13 protein-coding genes, 1 tRNA gene and 2 pseudogenes are annotated in these 21,981 nt (G+C 67.9%); 4 read left to right on the top strand and 12 right to left on the bottom strand.

The genetic code is table 11. The features are described 5' to 3' along the window. The 3 genes and pseudogenes from AOK08_RS48520 to AOK08_RS30060 all read left to right on the top strand — a co-directional run. On the top strand, positions 1–5,254 hold a 5,254-nt coding region (locus tag AOK08_RS48520), incomplete at its 5' end, for a DNRLRE domain-containing protein (RefSeq protein WP_055531898.1). Positions 5,255–5,315: 61 nt separating this feature from the next. Continuing rightward, positions 5,316–5,900, top strand: a complete 585-nt coding sequence (locus AOK08_RS30055; protein WP_157876862.1) for a hypothetical protein — start codon at positions 5,316–5,318, stop codon at positions 5,898–5,900. Between the two features lie 85 nt (positions 5,901–5,985). Then, positions 5,986–6,201, top strand: a pseudogene (locus tag AOK08_RS30060) (hypothetical protein); the annotation flags it as partial. 387 nt (positions 6,202–6,588) lie between these two features. Here AOK08_RS30060 and AOK08_RS30065 read toward each other — a convergent pair. After that, positions 6,589–7,236, bottom strand: coding sequence for a TetR/AcrR family transcriptional regulator (locus tag AOK08_RS30065; protein ID WP_055531916.1), 648 nt, complete (start codon positions 7,234–7,236; stop codon positions 6,589–6,591). A gap of 124 nt (positions 7,237–7,360) precedes the next feature. On the opposite strand from AOK08_RS30065, the gene AOK08_RS30070 reads away from it, so the two are divergent. Further along, entirely contained in the window at positions 7,361–8,335 is a 975-nt protein-coding gene (locus AOK08_RS30070) for a quinone oxidoreductase family protein (RefSeq protein ID WP_055531902.1), read from the top strand. A gap of 107 nt (positions 8,336–8,442) precedes the next feature. On the opposite strand, the gene AOK08_RS30075 is transcribed toward AOK08_RS30070, so the two are convergent. The 11 genes and pseudogenes from AOK08_RS30075 to dnaA (AOK08_RS47725) all read right to left on the bottom strand — a co-directional run. After that, positions 8,443–8,799: a site-specific integrase gene (locus AOK08_RS30075; RefSeq protein WP_241827143.1), complete on the bottom strand. Its 357-nt coding sequence runs from the start codon at positions 8,797–8,799 to the stop codon at positions 8,443–8,445. A 550-nt stretch (positions 8,800–9,349) separates the two neighbouring features. Continuing rightward, positions 9,350–9,423: transfer RNA gene (locus AOK08_RS30080), tRNA-Ile, on the bottom strand. Positions 9,424–9,597: 174 nt separating this feature from the next. Then, positions 9,598–10,494 carry a DUF3566 domain-containing protein gene (locus AOK08_RS30085; protein ID WP_055531904.1) on the bottom strand — a complete coding sequence of 299 codons (897 nt, stop codon included), beginning with the start codon at positions 10,492–10,494 and terminating at the stop codon, positions 9,598–9,600. Positions 10,495–10,512: 18 nt separating this feature from the next. Next, entirely contained in the window at positions 10,513–13,107 is a 2,595-nt protein-coding gene (gene gyrA / locus AOK08_RS30090) for a DNA gyrase subunit A (RefSeq protein ID WP_055531906.1), read from the bottom strand. 42 nt (positions 13,108–13,149) lie between these two features. Beyond that, a complete protein-coding gene (gene gyrB, locus AOK08_RS30095; protein WP_198539432.1) occupies positions 13,150–15,210 on the bottom strand; it encodes a DNA topoisomerase (ATP-hydrolyzing) subunit B in 2,061 nt (686 codons plus the stop codon). Between the two features lie 407 nt (positions 15,211–15,617). Beyond that, positions 15,618–16,178 (bottom strand): DciA family protein, encoded by a 561-nt coding sequence (locus AOK08_RS30100; protein ID WP_079054355.1) that lies wholly within the window; start codon positions 16,176–16,178, stop codon positions 15,618–15,620. Next, positions 16,175–17,296, bottom strand: coding sequence for a DNA replication/repair protein RecF (gene recF / locus AOK08_RS30105; protein ID WP_055531911.1), 1,122 nt, complete (start codon positions 17,294–17,296; stop codon positions 16,175–16,177). The genes AOK08_RS30100 and recF overlap by 4 nt, the downstream gene beginning before the upstream one ends. 51 nt (positions 17,297–17,347) lie before the next feature. After that, positions 17,348–18,223: a phosphogluconate dehydrogenase (NAD(+)-dependent, decarboxylating) gene (gene gnd, locus AOK08_RS30110; protein ID WP_055531912.1), complete on the bottom strand. Its 876-nt coding sequence runs from the start codon at positions 18,221–18,223 to the stop codon at positions 17,348–17,350. Positions 18,224–18,479: 256 nt separating this feature from the next. After that, positions 18,480–19,610, bottom strand: coding sequence for a DNA polymerase III subunit beta (gene dnaN, locus AOK08_RS30115; RefSeq protein ID WP_055531914.1), 1,131 nt, complete (start codon positions 19,608–19,610; stop codon positions 18,480–18,482). 990 nt (positions 19,611–20,600) lie between these two features. Next, a partial coding sequence (dnaA, locus tag AOK08_RS30120; RefSeq protein WP_241827144.1) for a chromosomal replication initiator protein DnaA occupies positions 20,601–21,779 on the bottom strand: 1,179 nt, incomplete at its 5' end. A gap of 4 nt (positions 21,780–21,783) precedes the next feature. Further along, positions 21,784–21,981: pseudogene (gene dnaA, locus AOK08_RS47725) on the bottom strand (chromosomal replication initiator protein DnaA); the annotation flags it as partial.

Raw genomic sequence — 21,981 nt, forward strand, 5'->3', positions numbered from 1 at the left:
GGGCACCTACGACGGCGGCACTGACCTGGCCCGGTCGTTCCTGAAGTTCGACGTGTCGAAGTTCGCCGGCAAGCACATCACCGACACCAACCTCGCCCTCTACAACTACTACTCCTCGACCTGCGCCACCGACGGATCGGGCACCACAGTCCGCCGGATCACCTCCGACTGGTCCTCGACGTCGGTGACCTGGAACACCCGGCCCTCGTCCACCGGAACCGGCGCCGTGAACAACCAGGTGCCCCGCGGCTTCTCCTCCGCCTGCCCGGCCGCCTGGTCCACCTGGGACATCGACAGCATCGTCCAGGCCTGGGCCGACGGCAGCCCCAACTACGGCCTCATGGTCTACGGCACCAACGAGACCGACTCCAAGACCTGGCGCCGCTTCCGCTCCGCCAACTACACCACCCCCGGCTTCGCTCCCAAGCTCACCGTCACCTACAACTCCTACCCCGCCAAGCCGACTTCGGCAGGCGTGTCACCCTCCGCCGTCAACGCCTACAGCGGCAAGCGGTACGTGACCACGTACACCCCCACCCTGTCCGCACAGGTCTCCGACCCGGACGGCTCGACACTCAAGGCCCAGTTCGAGATCACCAACGACCCGGCCTACACCGGCGAGACCCCGTACTCCTACACCGCCACCTCCGCCTCCGTCCCCTCCGGCTCCACCGCCACCCTCGCCGTCCCCTCCGCGAGCCAGCTCGCGGGCGCCCATCTGCGGATGCGGGTACGCGGCTACGACGGCACCGACTACGGCGCCTGGTCCCCGTACATCTACTTCGTACCGAACGTCGCCAAGCCCACCGCGCCCAGCATCTCCTGCGACACGTACCCCTCCGGGGTGTGGACGGACAAGTCCAGCAGTGGCGCGACGTGCACGCTCGACACCTCCTCGACCGACGGGCAGGGATACGAGTGGGGCCTGGACAACTCGGCCGTCCCCAACAAGGTGTTCGACACGTCTGACGGAAACGGCGGAGACCCGCTGACCGTCCACATCGCCCCGGCAGGCGGCTGGCACACCTTCTACGCGAAGACCATCGACTCCGGCGGCAACCTCTCCACCTCGGCCACCTCCTACGCCTTCGGCGTCGGCAAGGCGGGCCTGACATCCCCGGTCACCGGCGACACCACCGACGACGACGTGACGCTGTCGGCGACGCAGTCGGGGGCGTTCACGGGGGTGACGTATCAGTTCGAGATCGGGTCCGCCGACCCCAACGGCTGGCAGCCGATCCCGTTGGCCCACGTCACCAAGGCCTCCGGCGGTACGGCGGTGTCGTCCTGGCCGCTGAGCTTCGCCGCCTCCGCCCAGCCCGTCGACCTGGACTGGGCGGCCACCGGCCAGCTGAACGACGACGGACCGGTACAGGTACGGGCGCTGTTCACCGACGGCACGAACACCTACGCCACCAGCCCGGCCACCGTCACCATCGACCGCAAGGCCGACAACGCACCGACCGACAAGGTCGGTCCGGGGACGGTGAACCTGCTGACCGGTGACTACGGGCTGTCCGCCACGGACGCCTCCGCGTTCGGGGCATCGGCGACCCGTACGTTCTCCTCCCGCAACCCGCAGGGCGCGTCCAAGCAGGACGGCCAGGTCGCGATCTTCGGCCCGAACTGGACCTCCGGCATCACCGCCGCCAAGACCAACTGGGGGTACATCAAGCAGACATCGCCCAGCTCCGTCGCCGTGATGGACTCCACCGGCTCCTCGACCGGCTTCACCCTCCTGAACGCCACCGCGGGCACCTGGACCCCGCAGCCGGGCTCGGAGAACCTGACCCTGACCGGCACCCTGTCCCAGGCCTCCTTCACGCTGAAGGACACCGACGGCACCACGGCCACCTTCACCAAGCCCAAGGACACGTCGACGACCTGGCAACTCGCCACCTCCTACACGGTCAGCGACGACCCGGCGACCACCACGACAGTCGTCTCGCACCCGGTCCCGGTGTCCGGCGGCAGCGGGTACCTGTCCGAGCCGCAGTACGTCATCGCCCCCACCAGCGCCGTCTCCGCGACCACCTGTGCGGGCGACCCGTCCACCAAGGGCTGCCGGGTCCTGGAGTTCGTCTACGCGCCCTCCACCACCGCGACCGCCTCGACCCCCGGCAACTACGCGGGCCAGGTGCAGCAGATCAACCTGTGGGCCACCACCCCGGGAGCCTCGGCCGCCACCTCCACCCCGGTCGCCGCGTACGACTACACCAGCAGCGGCCAACTCGCCGACGCCTGGGACCCGCGACTGTCCACCCCGCTCAAAACCAGCTACACCTACGACAGCCACGGACGGGTCGCCACCCTGACCCCGCCCGGCCAACTGCCGTGGACCTTCACCTACGACAAGGTCGGCAGCAACGGCGACGCGGGCGACGGCATGCTGACATCCGCCTCCCGCCCAACCCTCAAGCAGGGCACCACCGCCACCACCGACGGCGGCACAGCCACCACCAGCGTCGTCTACGACGTCCCCGTCTCCGGTAGTGCGGCCCCCAACGACCTCAGTTCATCCACCACGGCCACCTGGGGTCAGCGCGACAACCCGGCATACGCCACCGCGATCTTCCCTCCCGGCCCTGTGCCGTCGTCCCACGACGGCACAGCCCTCGGCTCGGGCGACTACACCACGGCCACCACCAGCTACCTGGATGCCAACGGCCGTGAGGTGAACACCGCCACTCCCGGCGGCCACATCACGACCACCGAGTACGACGATCAGGGCAATACCACCCGCGAACTGACCGCAGCCAACCGCGAACTCGCCCTCGGCATCACCACCAGCAGCGACCCACGCCTGGCAGGAGCCATCGCGAACACCAGCACCGCGGACGCCGCCGGCCTGTTGTCCACCATCACCGACTACAGCACCGGCGCCGACGGTGCCGAGCTGGAGTCGGACGACTACGGCCCGCTGCACACCATCACTCTGGAACACACCCTCGCTGGAGACACCAGCGACGCCGACCTGGCGTCGGGCACCGAGACTCTGGCACGGTCCCATACCGCCCACCACTATGACGAGAATCGGCCCAGCACCGCCGCCGTCTCCGACCTGCTGACCTCCACCACCCAAGGCGCCGCCGTCACCGGATACCCGTCCGACGGCGACAGGTCCACCAGCACCGCCACCTACGACTGGACCACTGGCCTGACTCTGACGAGCACCATCGATCCATCAGGGCTGGCACTCACCACCACCTACACCTACGACAGCGACGGCAATCTCCTCACCACGACCGGACCTGCCAAAAACTCCACCACCGAGTCGACGACCACCTATTGGTCCGCAACCGGCACCGGCACCTGCCAGGGCCGCCCGGAATGGGCAGGACTCGCCTGCCGGACGACGCCGAACGCCACGATCACCGGCGGCGGTTCCAACCCCACCGAACTTGTCACCACGACCTACACCTACGACCGCTATGGCCAGGTAGCCACCCGCACCGAGACAGCCAACGGCACCACCCGCACCACGAGCTACACAAATGACGCCATCGAGCGAGTGACCAGCGAAGCCACCACTGGCGGCACCGGCACAGCCATCCCCGACACGACATACACCTACGACAGTTCCAACGGGCTGACCGCTTCGCAGACCAGTAACTCCCAGACCATCAAACACACCTACGACCAGCTCGGCCGCCTGCACTCCTACGATGACGGCGCCGGCAACACCACCACCGCGGCCTACGACAGCCAGGGCCGACCGGTCAGCATCACCGACTCCGCCCCCTCCACCACCACCTACACCTACTCCGGCACCACAGGACTTCCCGCTACGGCCACAGACTCGGTCGCAGGCACCTTCACCGCCACCGGCTACGACGCCGACGGCAACCTCACCGGCGAGACCCTGCCCAGCGGCTACAAGCTCACCCAGACCTACGACACCCTCGGCGAGCGGACCGGCAAGACCTACGCCGACTCGTCCAACACCACCGTGCTGGACGACCAGGCCGGCTACACCGCCGACGGCGCCGAGGCCAACCACGCCGAGAACAACGGCAACAGCACCGACACCACATACACCTACGACGCCGCCGGACGCCTCACGCAGGCCCAGGACGACACCGGTGCGGCGTGCACAACCCGCAGTTACACCTTCGCCGCCGCCACCAGCTGGAACCGCACCGCGCTCACCACGGCCGGCAGCACCAGTGACTGCGCGGACACAACCACCACCACGTCCGCCAGATCGACCCATACCTACGACAGCGCAGATCGTCTCACCGACACCGGCTACAGCTACGACGCCTTCGGCCGCACACTGACCACTCCCAACGCCACCCTCACCTACTATGCCAACGACCTCGTCCGGACCGAGGCCACCAGCACCACCAAGCAGACCTGGACCTTGGACGCCGACCACCGGCTGGCCGTCACCACCACCGCGACCAGCAGCGACAGCGGCACCACTTGGACCACCAGCGGCACTACGACCAACCACTACGCGGGCGACGCCGACAGCCCTACCTGGACCACCGAATCGGCCGGCACCATCACCCGAAACGTCGCCGACCTCGCAGGCGGCCTCACCGCCACCACTTCGGCAACCGGTGACACGACACTCCAACTCGCCAATATCCACGGCGACATCGGAGTAAAACTCACCCTCAGCACCGGTTCCGCCGAGGCCTGCAACTACGACGAGTACGGCAACACCACCAGCACCGACCGTTACGGTTGGCTCGGCGTGGATCAGCGCGCCGGCGACACCCCCACCGGTCTCACTCTCATGGGTGCCCGCGTCTACAACCCGGCGACCGGCCGCTTCCTGCAGACCGACCCCGTTCCGGACGGCAGCGCCAACGCCTACGAGTACGGATACGGCGACCCGGTCAACAGCTTCGACCTGGACGGCCAGAGTTCGCACAAGCCGCGGCACTGCGGCATAACCTGCAGTCTCATATTCTCCGGGCTGAACATGCTCCTGAGTAACATCGCCTGCAAGTTCTTCGCCGAAGCCTCCATGATCTGCTCCGCGGTGATCGGCGGGTTGATGGCGATCGCCAAGTACACCTACGAGTGCTATAACCGGTGCTTCCGCGTCGGGACCGCTGCCATGAAATTCATCACCGGATTCACCTCTGGCCTAGTGTCGGGTCTGACGTTCGGTAGAGCGAAATCTCTTTACGCGAAGGAGATAGAGAAAGCGATAGGCGCCGCACGTAAACCCATCACCAGAGCCTTGGGGTCGTCGACCTGGTCAGCCATCAGCCGAGGCATCACGCAAGCAGGCCTATAGCGCGGGACTGGGGCCCGGCCGCCGTGGCCGGGCCCCGCCCTTTTCATGTGAGATCGGAATCATGAACAGAGTTTTCTGGTACGTAGCAGGCCGTGCGCTCGGCTACTCGCTGATCCAATCTGCAGTCTGCGTGCTGCTGGTCGCCGGATTCACCGCCACGGCGGAGGGAACACCGGACAGGAGCGTGAGTGACCAATTGCGGGTGCTCGCGCTTATCTACCTGGGTCTACTCTGCGGACTCTCGCTTCTCAACTGCGTGGGAGGGCTGATTTTCCACCTCCGGGCTGTCAGGCGCCTCGGTGTTCCCCTCACTGTGGAAAACGTCGCCACCGCACACTCCCGCACCCTCACGGTCAAGGGCGGTGCCTCCTGGAATGCGGGGCGGTGCCGCCAGATCCTGCTGGACCTCGACGGCGTGAAGTCGGTGGCCAAAGACCCGGTGACCGGCGACCTGCGCGCCGTACGCAAGGCGCATGGCGGAGTCGGCTACGCCCAGGTGATCGAGGTATCGTCCGCCGCGTCGGGCACGGGCACACAGTTCGTCGTGCACAGCCGGCCCAGGTTCCACATCGCCACCTTTGACCTGGGCCAGAACCTGGCCAACGTCACGGAAATCGTCGAGCGGCTGAGCACACGGCAACCCTGAGCCTGCCAACGCGCCCCGGTCCTTGGCAGCCGAGTCGAGCATCGGCGGTGGCCTCGAAGCCACCACCAGTGCCACCGGCGGGGTCGTCCACCACAGGACGACGGACGCCGAAGACGGTTACGCGGCCCGCGAGAACCTGGCGCACCCTCTGTTCGCCGCACTCGCCACGGACCGGCAAGCCCAGGAGTGCCGCGCCCTGGTGCGGGCCTGCGCCCTCGGGGCGGGGACAGTCCCCGACAAACTGCGAGCACGAATGACGGCTGCCCTACGCGCCAGCGGCAGCGTGATCCGGGAGACATGAAAAGGCGGGGTCCGAAAACCCCGCCAAATCCGCAAGAACAACTTAGCTTGACTCTGAAGCTCAGAACACTGCCGTCTTCCGATCGGGAGCAAGAGCTCGGCAGGCCAAGTCAGAAGTCGAAGATCATTCGCGAAATCGCGGCCAGAACCAAATTCAACGAGCCTCATCAACCCTTGGCGGACCGACCGACACGGCGGCTGAGCCGTTGCCCAGGCTGCAAGCGCGCCCCGGAAACGGAAAAGGGCGCCTCCCGAGGGGCGCACTTCTTACGCCGTGCTGAACAAACCAGCGGCTTCAACCTGTCGCAACCTACTTCAATCCATGTCGATGGATTGAGGCTCGCCCGACCTTCGGTTCGCGAAGCGCGGTCGGCGCGTCGCTGGATACTCATCGCTGCGGGGAGTTCGGGTGGCGGCCGTTCCTCGGCTCGGTTCTGCCCGCCGAGGCGTTGAGCAAGGCGGTCACCAGGGTGCGCAGCGAATCGGCGAGGCGCTGGCCGTTGCCCTGCTCCAGCAGGCGCAGGATCGGGTCGCTGTGCAGGGTGGCGAGCAGGATATGGGCCAGGAGTTCGGCGTCCAGGTCCGAACGCTCCTGGCTGATCAGCGAGGTGATGTGGCCGTGCCAGAACTGGTAGACGGGGTGCGCGCTGCGCGGATCCTCTTCGGGCTTGTGTGCTGTCGTCACGGCGTGGCCGAGCGCGGCCAGGAGCCCCTTGTTGCGGGCGACCACGCCAACGACGGCGTCGAGGAAGGCGAGGAGGCGCTCTCGTGACGGGGCACCCGGGCCCAAAGGCGGTGGCCCTGTCGTGACGGCTTCGTGCAGGGCAAGGGCCCGTTCTGCCATCAGCGCCCGCATAAGGCCCATGCGGTTGCCGAAGCGGTGGAAGACCGTGCCCTTGCCGACGCCGGCTGCGGCGGCGACTTGTTCCATCGAGATCTGCTCGGGCCGGTGCCGCGCCAGGAGTTCCTCGGTCGCCAGCAGGATCGCGTGCCGATTTCGTGCCGCGTCGGCACGTTCGCGGCGGCCTTCTGTCATCGAGTCCTCACCCCGCATGGACAACTGGACTGACGGTCCAGTACGGTCGCCGAAGCTGACCGGAAGTCCACTTTAGCTGTCGGCGGTGGCACCCCTTGCCCGTTGGCCCCTCAGGAGAGTCATCATGCGACGAGTCCGCTACTACGAATACGGCGATCCGGACGTCCTCACGATCGAGGAGGCCGAAATCCCCACGCCGGGGCCGGGCCAGGTGCTCATCCGGGCCGAGGCGATCGGGGCCAACTTCGTCGACACCAAGTTCCGGCGCGGGCCGTCCAGCGGGGCGATCTTCCAGCGTCCCCTGCCCGGCAAACTCACCGGCGACGTGGTGGGCACCGTCGAAGCCGTCGGACTTGGCGTCGACACACAGCAGGTCGGCCGACGAGTCGCAGGGCTGGCCGAAGACGCGTTCGCCGACTACACCGTCGCCGACGCGCAATGGCTCGCCCCGATACCCGACGGACTCGACCTCGGTGCAGCCAGCATGCTGCCCATGGGCGCCCCGGTTGCACTCCGGACCCTGCGTACCGGCCGGCTTGCGCCGGGTGAGACGGTACTGATCCACGCCGCGGCCGGCGGTATCGGCCACCTGGCCGTACAACTCGCCAAGCTACTCGGCGCCGGCATGGTCATCGCCACCGCCGGCTCACCGGCCAAACTCGACTTCGCCCGCAAGTGCGGCGCCGACATCGCCATCGACTACAGGGACAGCGACTGGCCCGACCAGGTCCGCAAGGCCGCACCGCGAGGCGTGGACGTCGTTCTCGACTCCGTCGGCGGCGAGACCCTGCAGCGGAGCTTCGACGTACTGGCTCCGTTCGGCCGGATCGTCATCTACGGAGCTGCGAGCGGCGAGCTGACCAGCCTGCCTGTCACCAACCTCTTCGCCCTGAAGTCCGTGGCCGGGTTCTCGCTCATCGCATGGCGCGCGGCCGACCCCGAGCAGGCCCGCCGAGAAATGACCGAGGTCGCCGAATACTCGACTGCCGGGCAACTGCACACCGCCGTGCACGCCCGCCTCCCGCTCGCCGAGGCAGCCGCAGCACACCGGCTACTCGAAGACCGGTCTCAGCTTGGCCGGGTCCTCCTCCTGCCCTAAAAGCAGGCGACACGCCGCACCTCACATCATCACGAGAATCTCTATGGTCACCTTCAGTCAACGGGCAGCGGCCGCGATGCGAAGAAGCCGTTTCAAGATCAGTTCGGTTAGCAGGCGTGCTCGTGCTTGCAGGGGGTTCCGTAGGGACGCCCACAGGTGCCGAGCGAGACCTTGCAGAGCTCGAAGTGCTGCTGGAAGTCGCGCCACTCCTGCGCGGTGGGCTCCCGGTATTCCTCGATGGGGCGTTCGACCCGGCGGCGGTCGAGGAAGCCGCGGTAGGTGCGGATCAGGTCATCCTGGAAGACCGCGAGGTATGCCTGAGTTGTGGTCAGGGTTTTGTGTCCGAGGATGCGGGCGGCGATGTGGACAGGCAGCCCGCCGGTCACGGCCTCGGTCGCGAACATCCTGCGGAAGTCGTGGGGCGTGTAGCGCATCGGGTTGCCTGCCTGATCGCGCAGCCCCATCCGTTCCAAAGTCTCGCGGCAACGATGCAGGCGAGAGAACAGGGACACGGAAGACTCCACAGGTCACTAAGGAGTCCCGCCGCCTACGTCTCGTCTGCCGAGTCGACTTCGTAGTGCTGGGATGGTGTGGCTTCAGAGACTTTTGACTTCGGACAGCGCCAGGTGCCCGAGCACGACGCCTAGAGTCTGCGCTGTGCGTTGCTGCCCGAGGTATACGTCGACGGCTGACAAGGTACGTAGACGCCGTCGCCCGGCACGTGGCGGAGCGCGACCCCGCTGCACGTCGCCGGATGGGACGCCGCTCGGTTGCAGCTGGTGACAGGGTTCTTACCAGCACCCCATGAACCAATGCCCCTCGGTCAGGGGAGCTTCCAGGTTCAGCCCAGGAAAGCGGGAGAGGGTTGGGAGAATTTTGGGAGAGGATCTTCTCCCACGCTGCCGACCCACGCCACCGCCAGGCCAACGCAGACCAACACCCGAACTGAGCGCAGAAAACCAAAAAAGGCGCCTCCCACCTGGGGAGACGCCTTTTGATCTGGTACTGCTTCTGTGGGGCTAACAGGATTTGAACCTGTGGCCTCATCCTTATCAGGGATGCGCTCTAACCAACTGAGCTATAGCCCCGCCGCGCTGTCCGGTGTATGTCCCGCGCGCTGACCTCTGAAGATTAGCGCACGACGCGGCCAGTCCCAAAATCGATAGCCGGGCGACGGCCGGGCGGCAGTCGGGTGACGTTCGGGACCGTGCCTCACCGGCCCGTGACCCGCACGTCACCCGCGCTTCACGAACTCACTCGTCCTACTCGTCCTCGGCGAGCGTCAGCTCGATGCCGCCGACGAAGCCCGCGGAGAGGTTGTAGATGAACGCGGCGAGTGTCGCCAGCGCCGTCGCGAGGACGACGTCGATGACCGCGATGACCGACGTGAACATCAGGACGTGCGGGAGCGACAGGAAGGACTGGAGGTCGAAGCCGTTCGACTCGTTCGAGCCCGTGGCCTCCGAGATCGTGCCGCCGACGGTCGAGAAGACGCCCATCGCGTCCATGACCATCCACAGGACCACCGCCGCGACGATCGTGCAGATGCCCAGCGCGATCGACAGCAGGAAGCTGACCTTCATCACCGACCACGGGTCGGCCTTGGCCACGCGCAGGCGGGCCTTGCGCGTGCGGGGCAGGGTGGTCGCCCCCGTGCGCGGGCGCCGGACGGCCCCCGCCGCAGAACCGGCCTGGGGCTGGCCCGGGGCCGCGGAGCCCGCCGGAGCGGCCGGCGAGTAGGCCTGCGGCGGGTGGTAGGGCCCCGCGGGCTGCTGCGGCTGCCGTTCGCCGGGCAGCGGCGACTGCTGCGACGGCGCGACGGAGCGCTGCGCGGCCTGCTCCGCCACCGGCGCGGTCCCCGGGGCTCCCGGGGCCCCGCCGCCCCCGTACTGCTGGCTCTGCGGACCTCTGGGGTCCGTCACGGTTCCCCCCTGGGACCCTTGGGATCCAAGCGTGTCGGGCGAACGCTTGCCCGCCGTAAGCGGCTTGATGGCCTTCAGGTTGGTCGTCTGCGGATCCGTCGCACTGTGCGCGTCCCTCGCACCCTGCTGTGCGTCGGCCGCACGCGCGGCGGAGCCACGACCGCCGCCGTCTTTGTCCGTACCGGTCGAGGGACCGGACGAACTGCCGGACGAACCGGGGCCCGTGGCTCCGCTCACGTTGACTCACTCCTCGCGCTACTCCGGCGAGGACTGATCGCCCTCGTCCGTGCCGATGGGCGCGGTCGCCTCGGCCGAATCGTCCACGGCGTCCTCGCCGTCGACCGCCTCGGCCTCGCTCCCCGCCTCGGCGTTACGTGCGATGCCGACCACGGCATCGCGCTTGCCCAGGTTGATCAGTTGGACGCCCATGGTGTCACGGCCCGTCTCCCTGACCTCATTGACCCTTGTACGGATCACACCGCCCGAGAGCGTGATGGCGAGGATCTCGTCGGTCTCCTCGACCACCAGCGCACCGACGAGGGAACCGCGGTCCTCGACGATCTTGGCGGCCTTGATTCCGAGGCCGCCGCGCCCCTGGACGCGGTACTCGTCGACGGCGGTCCGCTTCGCGTATCCGCCGTCCGTAGCAGTGAACACGAACGTACCGGGTCGAACAACATTCATCGAGAGCAGTTGGTCTCCCTCACGGAAGCTCATGCCCTTGACACCCGAGGTGGCACGGCCCATCGGACGCAGCGCGTCGTCGGTGGCCGTGAACCTGATCGACTGTGCCTTCCGGCTGATCAGCAGAAGATCGTCCTCTGCCGAAACCAGTTCAGCTCCGATCAGTTCGTCATCTGAGCCGTCCTCCGTCTCACGGAGGTTGATCGCGATGACACCGCCCGAACGCGGGGAATCGTAGTCCTTCAGAGGCGTCTTCTTCACCAGACCGCCCTTGGTGGCCAGCACCAGATAGGGCGCGGCCTCGTAGTCGCGGATCGCGAGGATCTCCGCGATCGCCTCGTCCGGCTGGAAGGCCAGCAGGTTGGCGACATGCTGCCCGCGCGCGTCACGTCCGGCATCGGGCAGTTCGTACGCCTTCGCGCGGTAGACACGGCCCTTGTTGGTGAAGAACAGCAGCCAGTGGTGCGTGGTCGACACGAAGAAGTGGTCGACGATGTCGTCTTCCTTGAGCTTCGTGCCGCGAACGCCCTTGCCGCCGCGCTTCTGCGAGCGGTAGTCCTCGGTCTTGGTCCGCTTGACGTAGCCGCCGCGCGAGATCGTGACGACGATGTCCTCTTCGGCGATCAGGTCCTCGATGGACATGTCACCGTCGAACGGGACCAGCTTGGAGCGGCGGTCGTCGCCGAACTTCTCGACGATCGCGGCGAGTTCCTCGCTGATGATGCCCCGCTGACGCACGGGCGAGGCGAGGATCTCGTTGTACTCGCGGATCTTCGCCTGGAGTTCGTCGTGCTCGGCGACGATCTTCTGGCGCTCCAGGGCGGCCAGGCGGCGCAGCTGCATCTCGAGGATGGCGTTGGCCTGGATCTCGTCGATCTCCAGGAGGCCCATCAGGCCCTCGCGCGCGATCTCGACGGTGTCGCTGCGCCGGATCAGCGCGATGACCTCGTCGATGGCGTCCAGGGCCTTCAGCAGGCCGCGCAGGATGTGCGCCCGCTCCTCGGCCTTGCGCAGCCTGAACCGCGTACGCCGGACGATGACCTCGATCTGGTGCGTCACCCAGTGCCGGATGAACGCGTCCAGGGACAGGGTCCTCGGTACGCCGTCCACCAGCGCCAGCATGTTCGCGCCGAAGTTGGTCTGGAGGTCGGTGTGCTTGTACAGGTTGTTCAGCACGACCTTGGCGACCGCGTCCCGCTTCAGGACGATGACCAGGCGCTGGCCCGTACGGGACGACGTCTCGTCGCGGACGTCCGCGATACCGCCGATCTTGCCGTCCTTCACCAGGTCGGCGATCTTCTGCGCCAGGTTGTCCGGGTTGACCTGGTACGGGAGTTCGGTGACCACCAGGCACTGGCGGTTCTGGATCTCCTCGACGTCGACGACCGCGCGCATCGTGATCGAGCCACGGCCCGTGCGGTACGCCTCCTCGATGCCCTTGCGGCCCACCACCAGGGCGCCGCTGGGGAAGTCGGGGCCCTTGATGCGCTCGATCAGCGCGTCCAGCAGCTCCTCGTGGGAGGCCTCGGGGTTCTCCAGGTACCACTGGGCGCCCGCCGCGACCTCGCGGAGGTTGTGCGGCGGGATGTTCGTCGCCATACCGACCGCGATGCCCGCCGAGCCGTTGATCAGCAGGTTCGGGAAACGCGCCGGCAGAACCGTCGGCTCCTGGTTGCGGCCGTCGTAGTTGTCCGTGAAGTCGACGGTCTCCTCGTCGATGTCCCGGACCATCTCCATGGACAGCGGCTTCAGCTTGCACTCGGTGTACCGCATGGCGGCGGCCGGGTCGTTGCCCGGGGAACCGAAGTTGCCGTTGGAGTCCACCAGCGGCATCCGCATCGACCACGGCTGCGCGAGACGGACCAGCGCGTCGTAGATCGAGGAGTCGCCGTGCGGGTGGTAGGTACCCATGACGTCACCGACGACACGGGCGCACTTGTAGAAGCCCTTCTCGGGCCGGTAGCCGCCGTCGTACATGGCGTACAGGACGCGCCGGTGGACGGGCTTGAGACCGTCCCGTACGTCGGGCAGCGCGCGCGACACGATGACGGACATCGCGTAGTCGAGATACGAGCGCTGCATCTCCGTCTCGAGCCCGACGGGCTCGACGCGCAGAGTGATCTCGCCGCCTTGTTCAGGCGTGCCAGGAGTGATTTCGTCGGCCATTGCTGGTGAAGATCCTTTCCGGTGCGGTCAGCTGAGACCGACTCAGATGTCGAGGAAGCGGACGTCCTTGGCGTTGCGCTGGATGAACGCGCGGCGCGCCTCGACGTCCTCGCCCATCAGGACCGAGAACAGGTCGTCGGCCTGCGCGGCGTCGTCGAGCGTGACCTGGCCGAGGACGCGGTGCTCCTGGTCCATCGTCGTGATGCGCAGTTCCTCGGCGTTCATCTCACCGAGACCCTTGAAGCGCTGGATCGAGTCCTCGCGGACGCGCTTGCCGGCCTGCCGGCCGAGCTCGATCAGGGCGTCGCGCTCACGGTCCGAGTACGCGTACTCGAAGTCGTCCCGGCCCCACTTGATCTTGTACAGCGGGGGACGGGACAGGAACACGTGTCCGGCCTCGACCAGCGGGCGCATGAAGCGGAACAGGAAGGTCAGCAGCAGGGTGTTGATGTGCTGGCCGTCGACGTCGGCGTCCGCCATCAGGATGATCTTGTGATAGCGCAGCTTCGCGATGTCGAAGTCCTCGTGGACCCCGGTACCGAACGCGGAGATCAGCGCCTGGATCTCCTGGTTCTGCAGGATCTTGTCGATCCGCGCCTTCTCGACGTTGAGGATCTTGCCCCGGATCGGGAGGATCGCCTGGTACTGCGGGTTGCGGCCGGACTTGGCCGAACCACCGGCGGAGTCACCCTCGACGATGAAGATCTCGCACTTGGTGGGGTCGTTCGACTGGCAGTCGGACAGCTTGCCCGGCAGCGACGCCGTCTCCAGCAGACCCTTGCGGCGCGTGAGATCGCGCGCCTTGCGGGCCGCCACGCGCGCGGTGGCCGCCTGGATGCCCTTGCGGATGATGTCCGAGGCCTCGACCGGATTGCGGTCCAGCCAGTCGTTGAGGTGCTCGTAGACCGCCTTCTGGACGAAGGTCTTCGCCTCCGTGTTGCCCAGCTTCGTCTTGGTCTGGCCCTCGAACTGGGGCTCGCTGAGCTTGACCGAGATGATCGCCGTCAGACCCTCGCGGATGTCGTCACCCGTGAGGTTGTCGTCCTTCTCACGCAGCAGCTTCTTGTCGCGCGCGTACTTGTTGATCAGCGAGGTCAGCGCCGCCCGGAAGCCCTCCTCGTGCGTACCGCCCTCGTGCGTGTGGATGATGTTCGCGAAGGAGTACACACCCTCCGTGTAACCACTGTTCCACTGCATCGCGACCTCGAGGGACAGGCTCTTCTCCCTGTCCTCCGCCTCCAGGTCGATGACGGTCTGGTGCACCACGTCGCCCTTGCGGGAGTTGAGGTACGTCACATAGTCGACGATGCCGCCCTCGTAGTGGTACGAGACGGTCCTGACCTCGTCCTTCTCGTCGGCACCCGCCTCGTCCGCGCCGGTCGTGGCCTTCGCCACCTCACGCTCGTCCGTGAGGTTGATCGTCAGACCCTTGTTGAGGAAGGCCATCTCCTGGAAGCGCCGCGAGAGCGTCTCGAAGGAGTACTCGGTGGTCTCGAAGATGTCGCCGTCGGCCCAGAAGGTGACCGACGTGCCGTGCTCGTCCGTCGCCTCGTGCTGGGCCAGCGGAGCCGTCGGGACGCCCAGCTTGTAGTCCTGCGTCCAGCGGTAGCCGTCCGTCCTGACCTCGACCGCGACCCTGCTGGACAGGGCGTTCACGACGGAGACACCGACGCCGTGCAGACCGCCGGAGACCGCGTAGCCGCCGCCGCCGAACTTGCCGCCCGCGTGCAGCACGGTCAGCACGACCTCGAGGGCCGGTTTGCCCTCCGACGGGACGATGCCCACCGGGATGCCACGGCCGTTGTCGATGACGCGCACGCCACCGTCGGCGAGGATCGTCACGTCGATGGTGTCCGCGTGACCGGCCAGCGCCTCGTCGACGGAGTTGTCGACGACCTCCTGCACCAGATGGTGCAGACCACGCTCACCGGTCGAACCGATGTACATGCCGGGTCGCTTGCGGACCGCGTCCAGACCCTCGAGGACGGTGATGGCGCTGGCGTCGTACGAGGCGGTGACCTCGGCGTTCATGGAGATCGCCTCGACGTTCGCGCCGGCGTCGGCGGACGGGATGTTCTCGTTGGGGTTGCCGGAATCGGCCACGAAGCGCCCTTTCTGGCACAGCACAAGCCGAACTCCGGGGCCCCCTCAGGAGGGCGGCCGGAGCGGCTGCGGCGTGTTGCGTTGGTAAGTCTTAGTCAGCGGTGCACACCATTTCCCGGTGATCCCCTCCAATGGGGCGGGATTAGCTCCCAGTCTACCGGTAGCGCCGACAGTGATGGGGGTTTGCCGGTACCTGAGTCCGCATGTGCCGCCCTCAACCGGCGTCTCCCGAGTCCCCATATGCGGAGCGGGGCTCCAAGAGGCTTGGAGAGGCACTCAGCGCTTCCGGGTGTCAACCCTTGGCTACCGACGGGTCAGGTACGGATCCGCCATCGCGCCCGCTCACGTCCACGCGCCCGCGCGACGCCTCCCATGTGACACAGCTCACCCACTGGGAGTGGTGGGGCTCACCCGTAGGTGTCACCGGGGCCGGTGCTCCCGGGCGCCCGCAGCGGGCCGAACCGGCGGGCCGGACCCTGCGGCCCCAGCACCTTGATCAGCCGCACCCGGCCCTGCCCCAGGTCCTCGTTCAGCCGTGCGACCAACTGCGGCGCCAGCAGCCGCACGTTCGTCGCCCACGCCGTCGAGTCGCAGCGCACGGTCAGCACCCGCTCGTCCTCGTCGTACGACTCCGGCTCACAGTGGTTGGCCAGGTCCGCGCCGACGATCTCCGGCCAGCGGCCCATCACCCCGCCCACCGCGGCCGGCGCCTCCCACCCGCGCTCCGTCACCAGCCGGTTGATCGCCGCGCCGAGCGCCATCGGGTCCCGCCGGTCACGGCCCGAGCCGGACCGCAGACCACCCCCGCGCCGCGCCTGCTTCTTCTGCTGAACCGCGTCCCCACGCGCGCGTGCCGCCTCTTTCGCCGCCCTGAGCGCCACCCGCGCGAGATCCACCCCAGAGGGCTCAGGGATCGGCCTGGGGGATTCCTGAGGGCTCTCCCCCGACTTGGACCGGTCGGCCGTCATACGCGCTCCACCGTCCCGTCCGACACCGAGTACCGGGCCCCCGCCAGCACATGCGGTACGTCGTCGTCGACCGCCGCCGTCACCAGCACCTGCTCACCGGGCGCCACCAGCTCCGCCAGCCGCTCCCGGCGCCGGGTGTCCAGCTCCGCGAACACGTCGTCGAGCACCAGCACCGGCTCGTTCCCCTCGGCCCGCAGCAGGTCGTACGAGGCCAGCCGCAGCGCCAGCGCGTACGACCACGACTCACCGTGCGACGCGTACCCCTTGGCGGGCAGCGAGCCGAGCTTGAGATGCAGGTCGTCCCGGTGCGGCCCCACCAGGGTCACGCCCCGCTCGATCTCCTGCTTGCGCACCTCGGCCAGGGCCGCCATCAGCTGCTCGTACAGCTCCTCACGCGCGTGTGCCTCACCCGGCGCCGACGGCCTGTACTCCAGGGCGAGGGGACCGCCGCCGGGCGCCAGCTGCTCGTACGCCTTGTCGGCCAGCGGCTGGAGCGCCGCGATCAGATCGAGCCGCTGGGCCAGCAACTCGGCCCCCACGCGCGCGAGATGCTGGTCCCACACGTCGAGCGTCGACAGGTCCATCGTGCGACCGCCGTGCCGCCGGGCCAGCGCCGCCGACTTCAGCAGCGTGTTGCGCTGCTTGAGGACCCGGTCGTAGTCGGAACGCACACCCGCCATCCGCGGGGACCGCGCGGTGATCAGCTCGTCGAGGAACCGCCGCCGCTCACCCGGGTCGCCCTTCACCAGCGCGAGATCCTCCGGCGCGAACAGCACAGTCCGTACGATCCCCAGTACGTCACGGGGTCTGACCTGCGACGACCTGTTGATGCGGGCGCGGTTGGCCCGGCCCGGGTTCAGCTCCAGCTCGATGAGCTGCTGCCGCTCACCCTGCTTGACCTGGGCCCGGACGATCGCCCTGTCGGCGCCCATGCGGACCAGGGGAGCGTCCGAGGAGACCCGGTGGCTGCCCAGCGTGGCGAGATAGCCGACCGCCTCGACGAGATTGGTCTTACCCTGCCCATTGGGGCCCACGAAGGCCGTCACGCCCGGTTCGAGCGGGACCTCGACCCGGGCGTACGAACGGAAGTCGGCCAGCGACAGATGTGTGACGTGCATGGTCGTCGCCGACCTCCCCCGGACTCGTGGACCGCTGGGCGGCCCTGTGGACTACTTCGACTCGACCGCGTGGCCGCCGAACTGGTTGCGCAGCGCCGCGATCATCTTCATCTGCGGGGAGTCGTCCTGCCGGGACGCGAACCGCGCGAACAGCGACGCGGTGATCGCGGGCAGCGGAACCGAGTGGTCTATCGCGGCCTCCACGGTCCAGCGGCCCTCCCCGGAGTCCTGCGCGAACCCGCGCAGCCTGTCCAGGTGTTCGTCCTCGTCGAGGGCGTTGACCGCCAGGTCGAGGAGCCAGGAGCGGATGACGGTGCCCTCCTGCCAGGACCGGAAGACCTCGCGCACGTCCGTGACGGAGTCGACCTTCTCCAGCAGCTCCCAGCCCTCGGCGTAGGCCTGCATCATGGCGTACTCGATGCCGTTGTGGACCATCTTCGAGAAGTGCCCGGAACCCACCTTGCCCGCGTGGACCGCGCCGAACTCGCCCTTGGGCTTGAGTGCGTCGAAGACCGGCAGCACCTTGGCGATGTGCTCGGCGTCGCCGCCGTACATCAGCGCGTAGCCGTTCTCCAGGCCCCAGACGCCGCCGGAGACACCGCAGTCGACGAAGCCGATGCCCTTGGCCGCCAGCTCCTCGGCGTGCTTCTCGTCGTCCGTCCAGCGGGAGTTGCCGCCGTCCACGACGACGTCTCCGGGCTCCAGGAGTTCGGCGAGCTCGTCGACGGTGGACTGGGTCGGGGCGCCGGCCGGGACCATCACCCACACCACGCGCGGGGCGCTGAGCCCGTCCACAAGCTCCTTGAGGCTGTGGACATCGGCGACGTCCGGGTTGCGGTCGTATCCGATGACGGTGTGACCTGCGCGGCGTATCCGCTCGCGCATGTTGCCGCCCATCTTGCCGAGGCCGACGAGACCGAGCTCCATCAGTTGTTCCTTAGGTTGCGACGTGGCATGAGGGCACTCCTGTTGCTCGTGCCCACGTCCGAGCCTAAACCCGGACGCTCATGCACATCTGTGGGCATACGCGCTCAGGCGTATGCCCCCTCACCTGCGGTGTCCCCGGCGAGGCGAGCCGCAGCTCAGCGGGCTCAGCCGCTCAGGCGAACCGGCATACTGCGATCTTGTGGGGGATAACCCCCACACCCCCAGCAGTCCTGCAGCCGAGCCGCTCAGCAGAGGCTCAGCCGCTCAGGCGCACCGGCATGATCAGGTACTTGTACGCCTCGTCCGCCTCGGCGTCCACGGCCGGCTTGCCGCTGAGCAGCGCGGGCTTCGTGGACGTCGTGAAGGAGAGCTGGGCGACCGGGGAGTCGATGGCGCTCAGGCCGTCGAGCAGGAACGTCGGGTTGAAGGCGATCGAGACGTCGTCGCCCTCCAACTGGGCGTCGACCCTTTCCACAGCCTGTGCGTCGTCGCTGGAACCGGCCTCCAGGATGAGCACACCCTGCTCGAAGCTGAGCCGCACCGGGGTGTTCCGCTCGGCGACCAGGGCAACGCGCTTGACGGCCTCCACGAAGGGGGCGGTCTCGATCACGGCGATGGAGTTGAACTCCGTCGGGAACAGCGAGCGGTACTTCGGGAGGTCGCCCTCCAGCAGACGCGTCGTCGTGCGACGGCCGGCGCCCTCGAAGCCGATGAGACCCTCGCCCGCGCCCGAGCCGGACAGGGCCAGGATCACGCTGTCGCCGCTCGTGAGCGCCTTGGCGGTGTCCAGGAGCGTCTTGGCGGGCACCAGGGCCACCGCGGACGCCTCCGGGTCCTCCGGCTTCCACAGGAACTCGCGGACCGCGAAGCGGTAGCGGTCGGTCGAGGCCAGCGTCACCCTGTCGCCCTCGATCTCGATACGCACACCGGTGAGGACGGGCAGCGTGTCGTCACGGCCGGCCGCGATGGCCACCTGGGCGGCGGCGGAGGCGAAGACCTCGCCGGGCACCGTGCCGGTCGCGGTGGGCATCTGCGGCAGCGCCGGGTACTCCTCCACAGGCAGTGTGTGGAGGGTGAAGCGGGAGGAGCCGCACACCACCGTCGCCCGGACACCGTCCATGGAGATCTCCACAGGGCGGTTGGGAAGCGCGCGGCAGATGTCGGCGAGGAGCCGGCCGGACACCAGGACGGTGCCCACCTCCTCGACCTCGGCCTCCACCGACACCCGCGCGGAGACCTCGTAGTCGAAGCTCGACAGGCTGAGCTGGCCTTCCTCGGCCTTCAGCAGGAGTCCGGCGAGGACAGGGGCCGGCGGACGGGCCGGGAGGCTGCGCGCCGCCCAGGCAACTGCCTCCGCGAGTACGTCGCGTTCCACCCGGATCTTCACTCTTGCCGCCTCCTGCTGTTGCCGGCGCTTCTCGGCCTGCCTGGCTTCGTCGTCTGTCTCGGTGTCGTCGGGCCCTGTGCTGGGAAGGACACCGGGGAACAGTCTGACGCACGGCACTGACAGTAGGTGCCCGTCGAGGTCAAGTCGTGACGAGGGGCAGCCGAGGTCCCGAGAGCGAGTTGTGCACAGGACCCACTTCGAAACGGATTCCCAGCTCTCTCTAGTTGTCAGTAGTAGTAGGGGCTGTGGATACCGTGGATAACCCCGTTTGCGCAGCTCAGGCGCAAGATTTTGTCCACCGGCCCTGTGGGCGGAGGCAGTGGATAACCAGGCCCCTCTGTGGAGAACAGAAAGTTCTGCACACACCGTGCACAGGAGAGGGCGACTTCTCCCCAGGACCGTCCCCAGCTTTACCCAGCTTTCCCACAGCCCAACCGGGCACCTTGGTGTGACGCCTTTCACTCGACCCGGTGAGGAGGCGCGTCGGGTTGCCGAACAGTGGACAGAGGTGTGGAGAAGCGGGTGATCGCTGGGGACAACGGGCCGCAGCCTGTGGGTCGCCGGTGGACAACTCCGTGCACAGCCTGTGGATCATTTCTTTGTCCACAGCCTGTGGAGATCTTTTGTCCACCAATCCACAACCACCTGACCTGGCCTGATGATCTATCACCAGCCTGGCCTGTGGACACAGTCTGGACAACTTCTGGGTCCCCAGGGTGTGGACGCGAAAAAGTCACCGAATCTGTGGAGGGTGGCCGTAACCCGGCCCGCATTCGAACAGTGGGTTGCGGCCCGGCAACGGCCTACGGCCGCCGAAACGGGCGCGGGGACCGGCGAAGAGCCTCAGAGGGCGGCCCGGGGGCGCGCGAGGCACCCTCTGAGGAGCCACTGGAGAACGCCGAGGGCACTCTCGGGGAGCCCACCGGAAAGACGGAGGGCGCCCTCGGGAACTCGTCCCGGGGCGCCCTCGGTGCCGTAACGGCGTTGCTGTCAGCCGTTCTTGATGCGGTTGGTCAGCTCGGTGACCTGGTTGTAGATGGAGCGGCGCTCGGCCATCAGCGCGCGGATCTTGCGGTCGGCGTGCATGACGGTCGTGTGGTCCCGGCCGCCGAACTGCGCGCCGATCTTCGGCAGCGAGAGGTCCGTGAGCTCGCGGCACAGGTACATGGCGATCTGGCGGGCCGTGACCAGCTGGCGGCCCCGTGAGCTGCCGCAGAGGTCGTCGACCGTGAGGCCGAAGTAGTCGGCGGTCGCCGCCATGATGGCCGGCGCGGTGATCTCGGGGGTCGAGTCCTCGCCGCCCGGGATCAGGTCCTTGAGAACGATCTCGGTGAGGCCGAGGTCCACCGGCTGCCGGTTGAGCGACGCGAACGCCGTCACCCGGATCAGCGCCCCCTCCAGCTCGCGGATGTTGCGCGAGATGCGGGAGGCGATGAACTCCAGGACCTCCGGCGGGGCGTTGAGCTGCTCCTGGACCGCCTTCTTGCGGAGGATGGCGATGCGGGTCTCCAGCTCGGGCGGCTGGACGTCGGTGATCAGGCCCCACTCGAAACGGTTCCGCAGCCGGTCCTCCAGGGTGACCAGCTGCTTCGGCGGCCGGTCGCTGGACAGCACGATCTGCTTGTTGGCGTTGTGGAGGGTGTTGAAGGTGTGGAAGAACTCCTCCTGCGTCGACTCCTTGTCCGCGAGGAACTGGATGTCGTCGACGAGCAGGATGTCCATCTCGCGGTAGCGCTTGCGGAAGCTGTCGCCCTTGCCGTCGCGGATGGAGTTGATGAACTCGTTGGTGAACTCCTCGGAGCTCACATATCGCACGCGTGTGCCGGGGTAGAGGCTGCGCGCGTAGTGCCCGATCGCGTGCAGCAGGTGTGTCTTGCCGAGTCCCGACTCCCCATAGATGAAGAGCGGGTTGTATGCCTTCGCGGGTGCCTCGGCGACGGCGACGGCGGCGGCGTGGGCGAAGCGGTTCGACGCTCCGATGACGAACGTATCGAACAGGTATTTGGGGTTGAGGCGTGCGGTGGGCTCGCCCGGGCCCGGTGGCGGGGTCTGCCGTGAGGCCGGCGACCCGGGTGCCCCGCCGCCGGGACGCACGGCGCCCCCGGGGCCGCCCCGGTGCCCGTGACCGCCGCCCGGCGGGGACTCCGGCAGGTCGCGGCGGCCGTCGCGNNNNGCGGCGGTTCGTACTCGGAACGCTGTTGTTCGTACGGCGAGCGGTCGCGCGGGGGCTGCGGGCGGTAGTCCGAGGAGGGTGACGCGTACGGGTCGCGCTCCGGGAAGCCGAGCCTGGGCTGCTGCCAGCCGTAGTCGTCCTGGGTCGGCCGGGGCCAGGCGCCGGGATCGGGGCGCTGGTACTCGGACGGGTAGGCGG

The organism is Streptomyces graminilatus (genome assembly GCF_001418565.1).
Taxonomy (GTDB): Bacteria; Actinomycetota; Actinomycetes; order Streptomycetales; family Streptomycetaceae; genus Streptomyces; species Streptomyces graminilatus.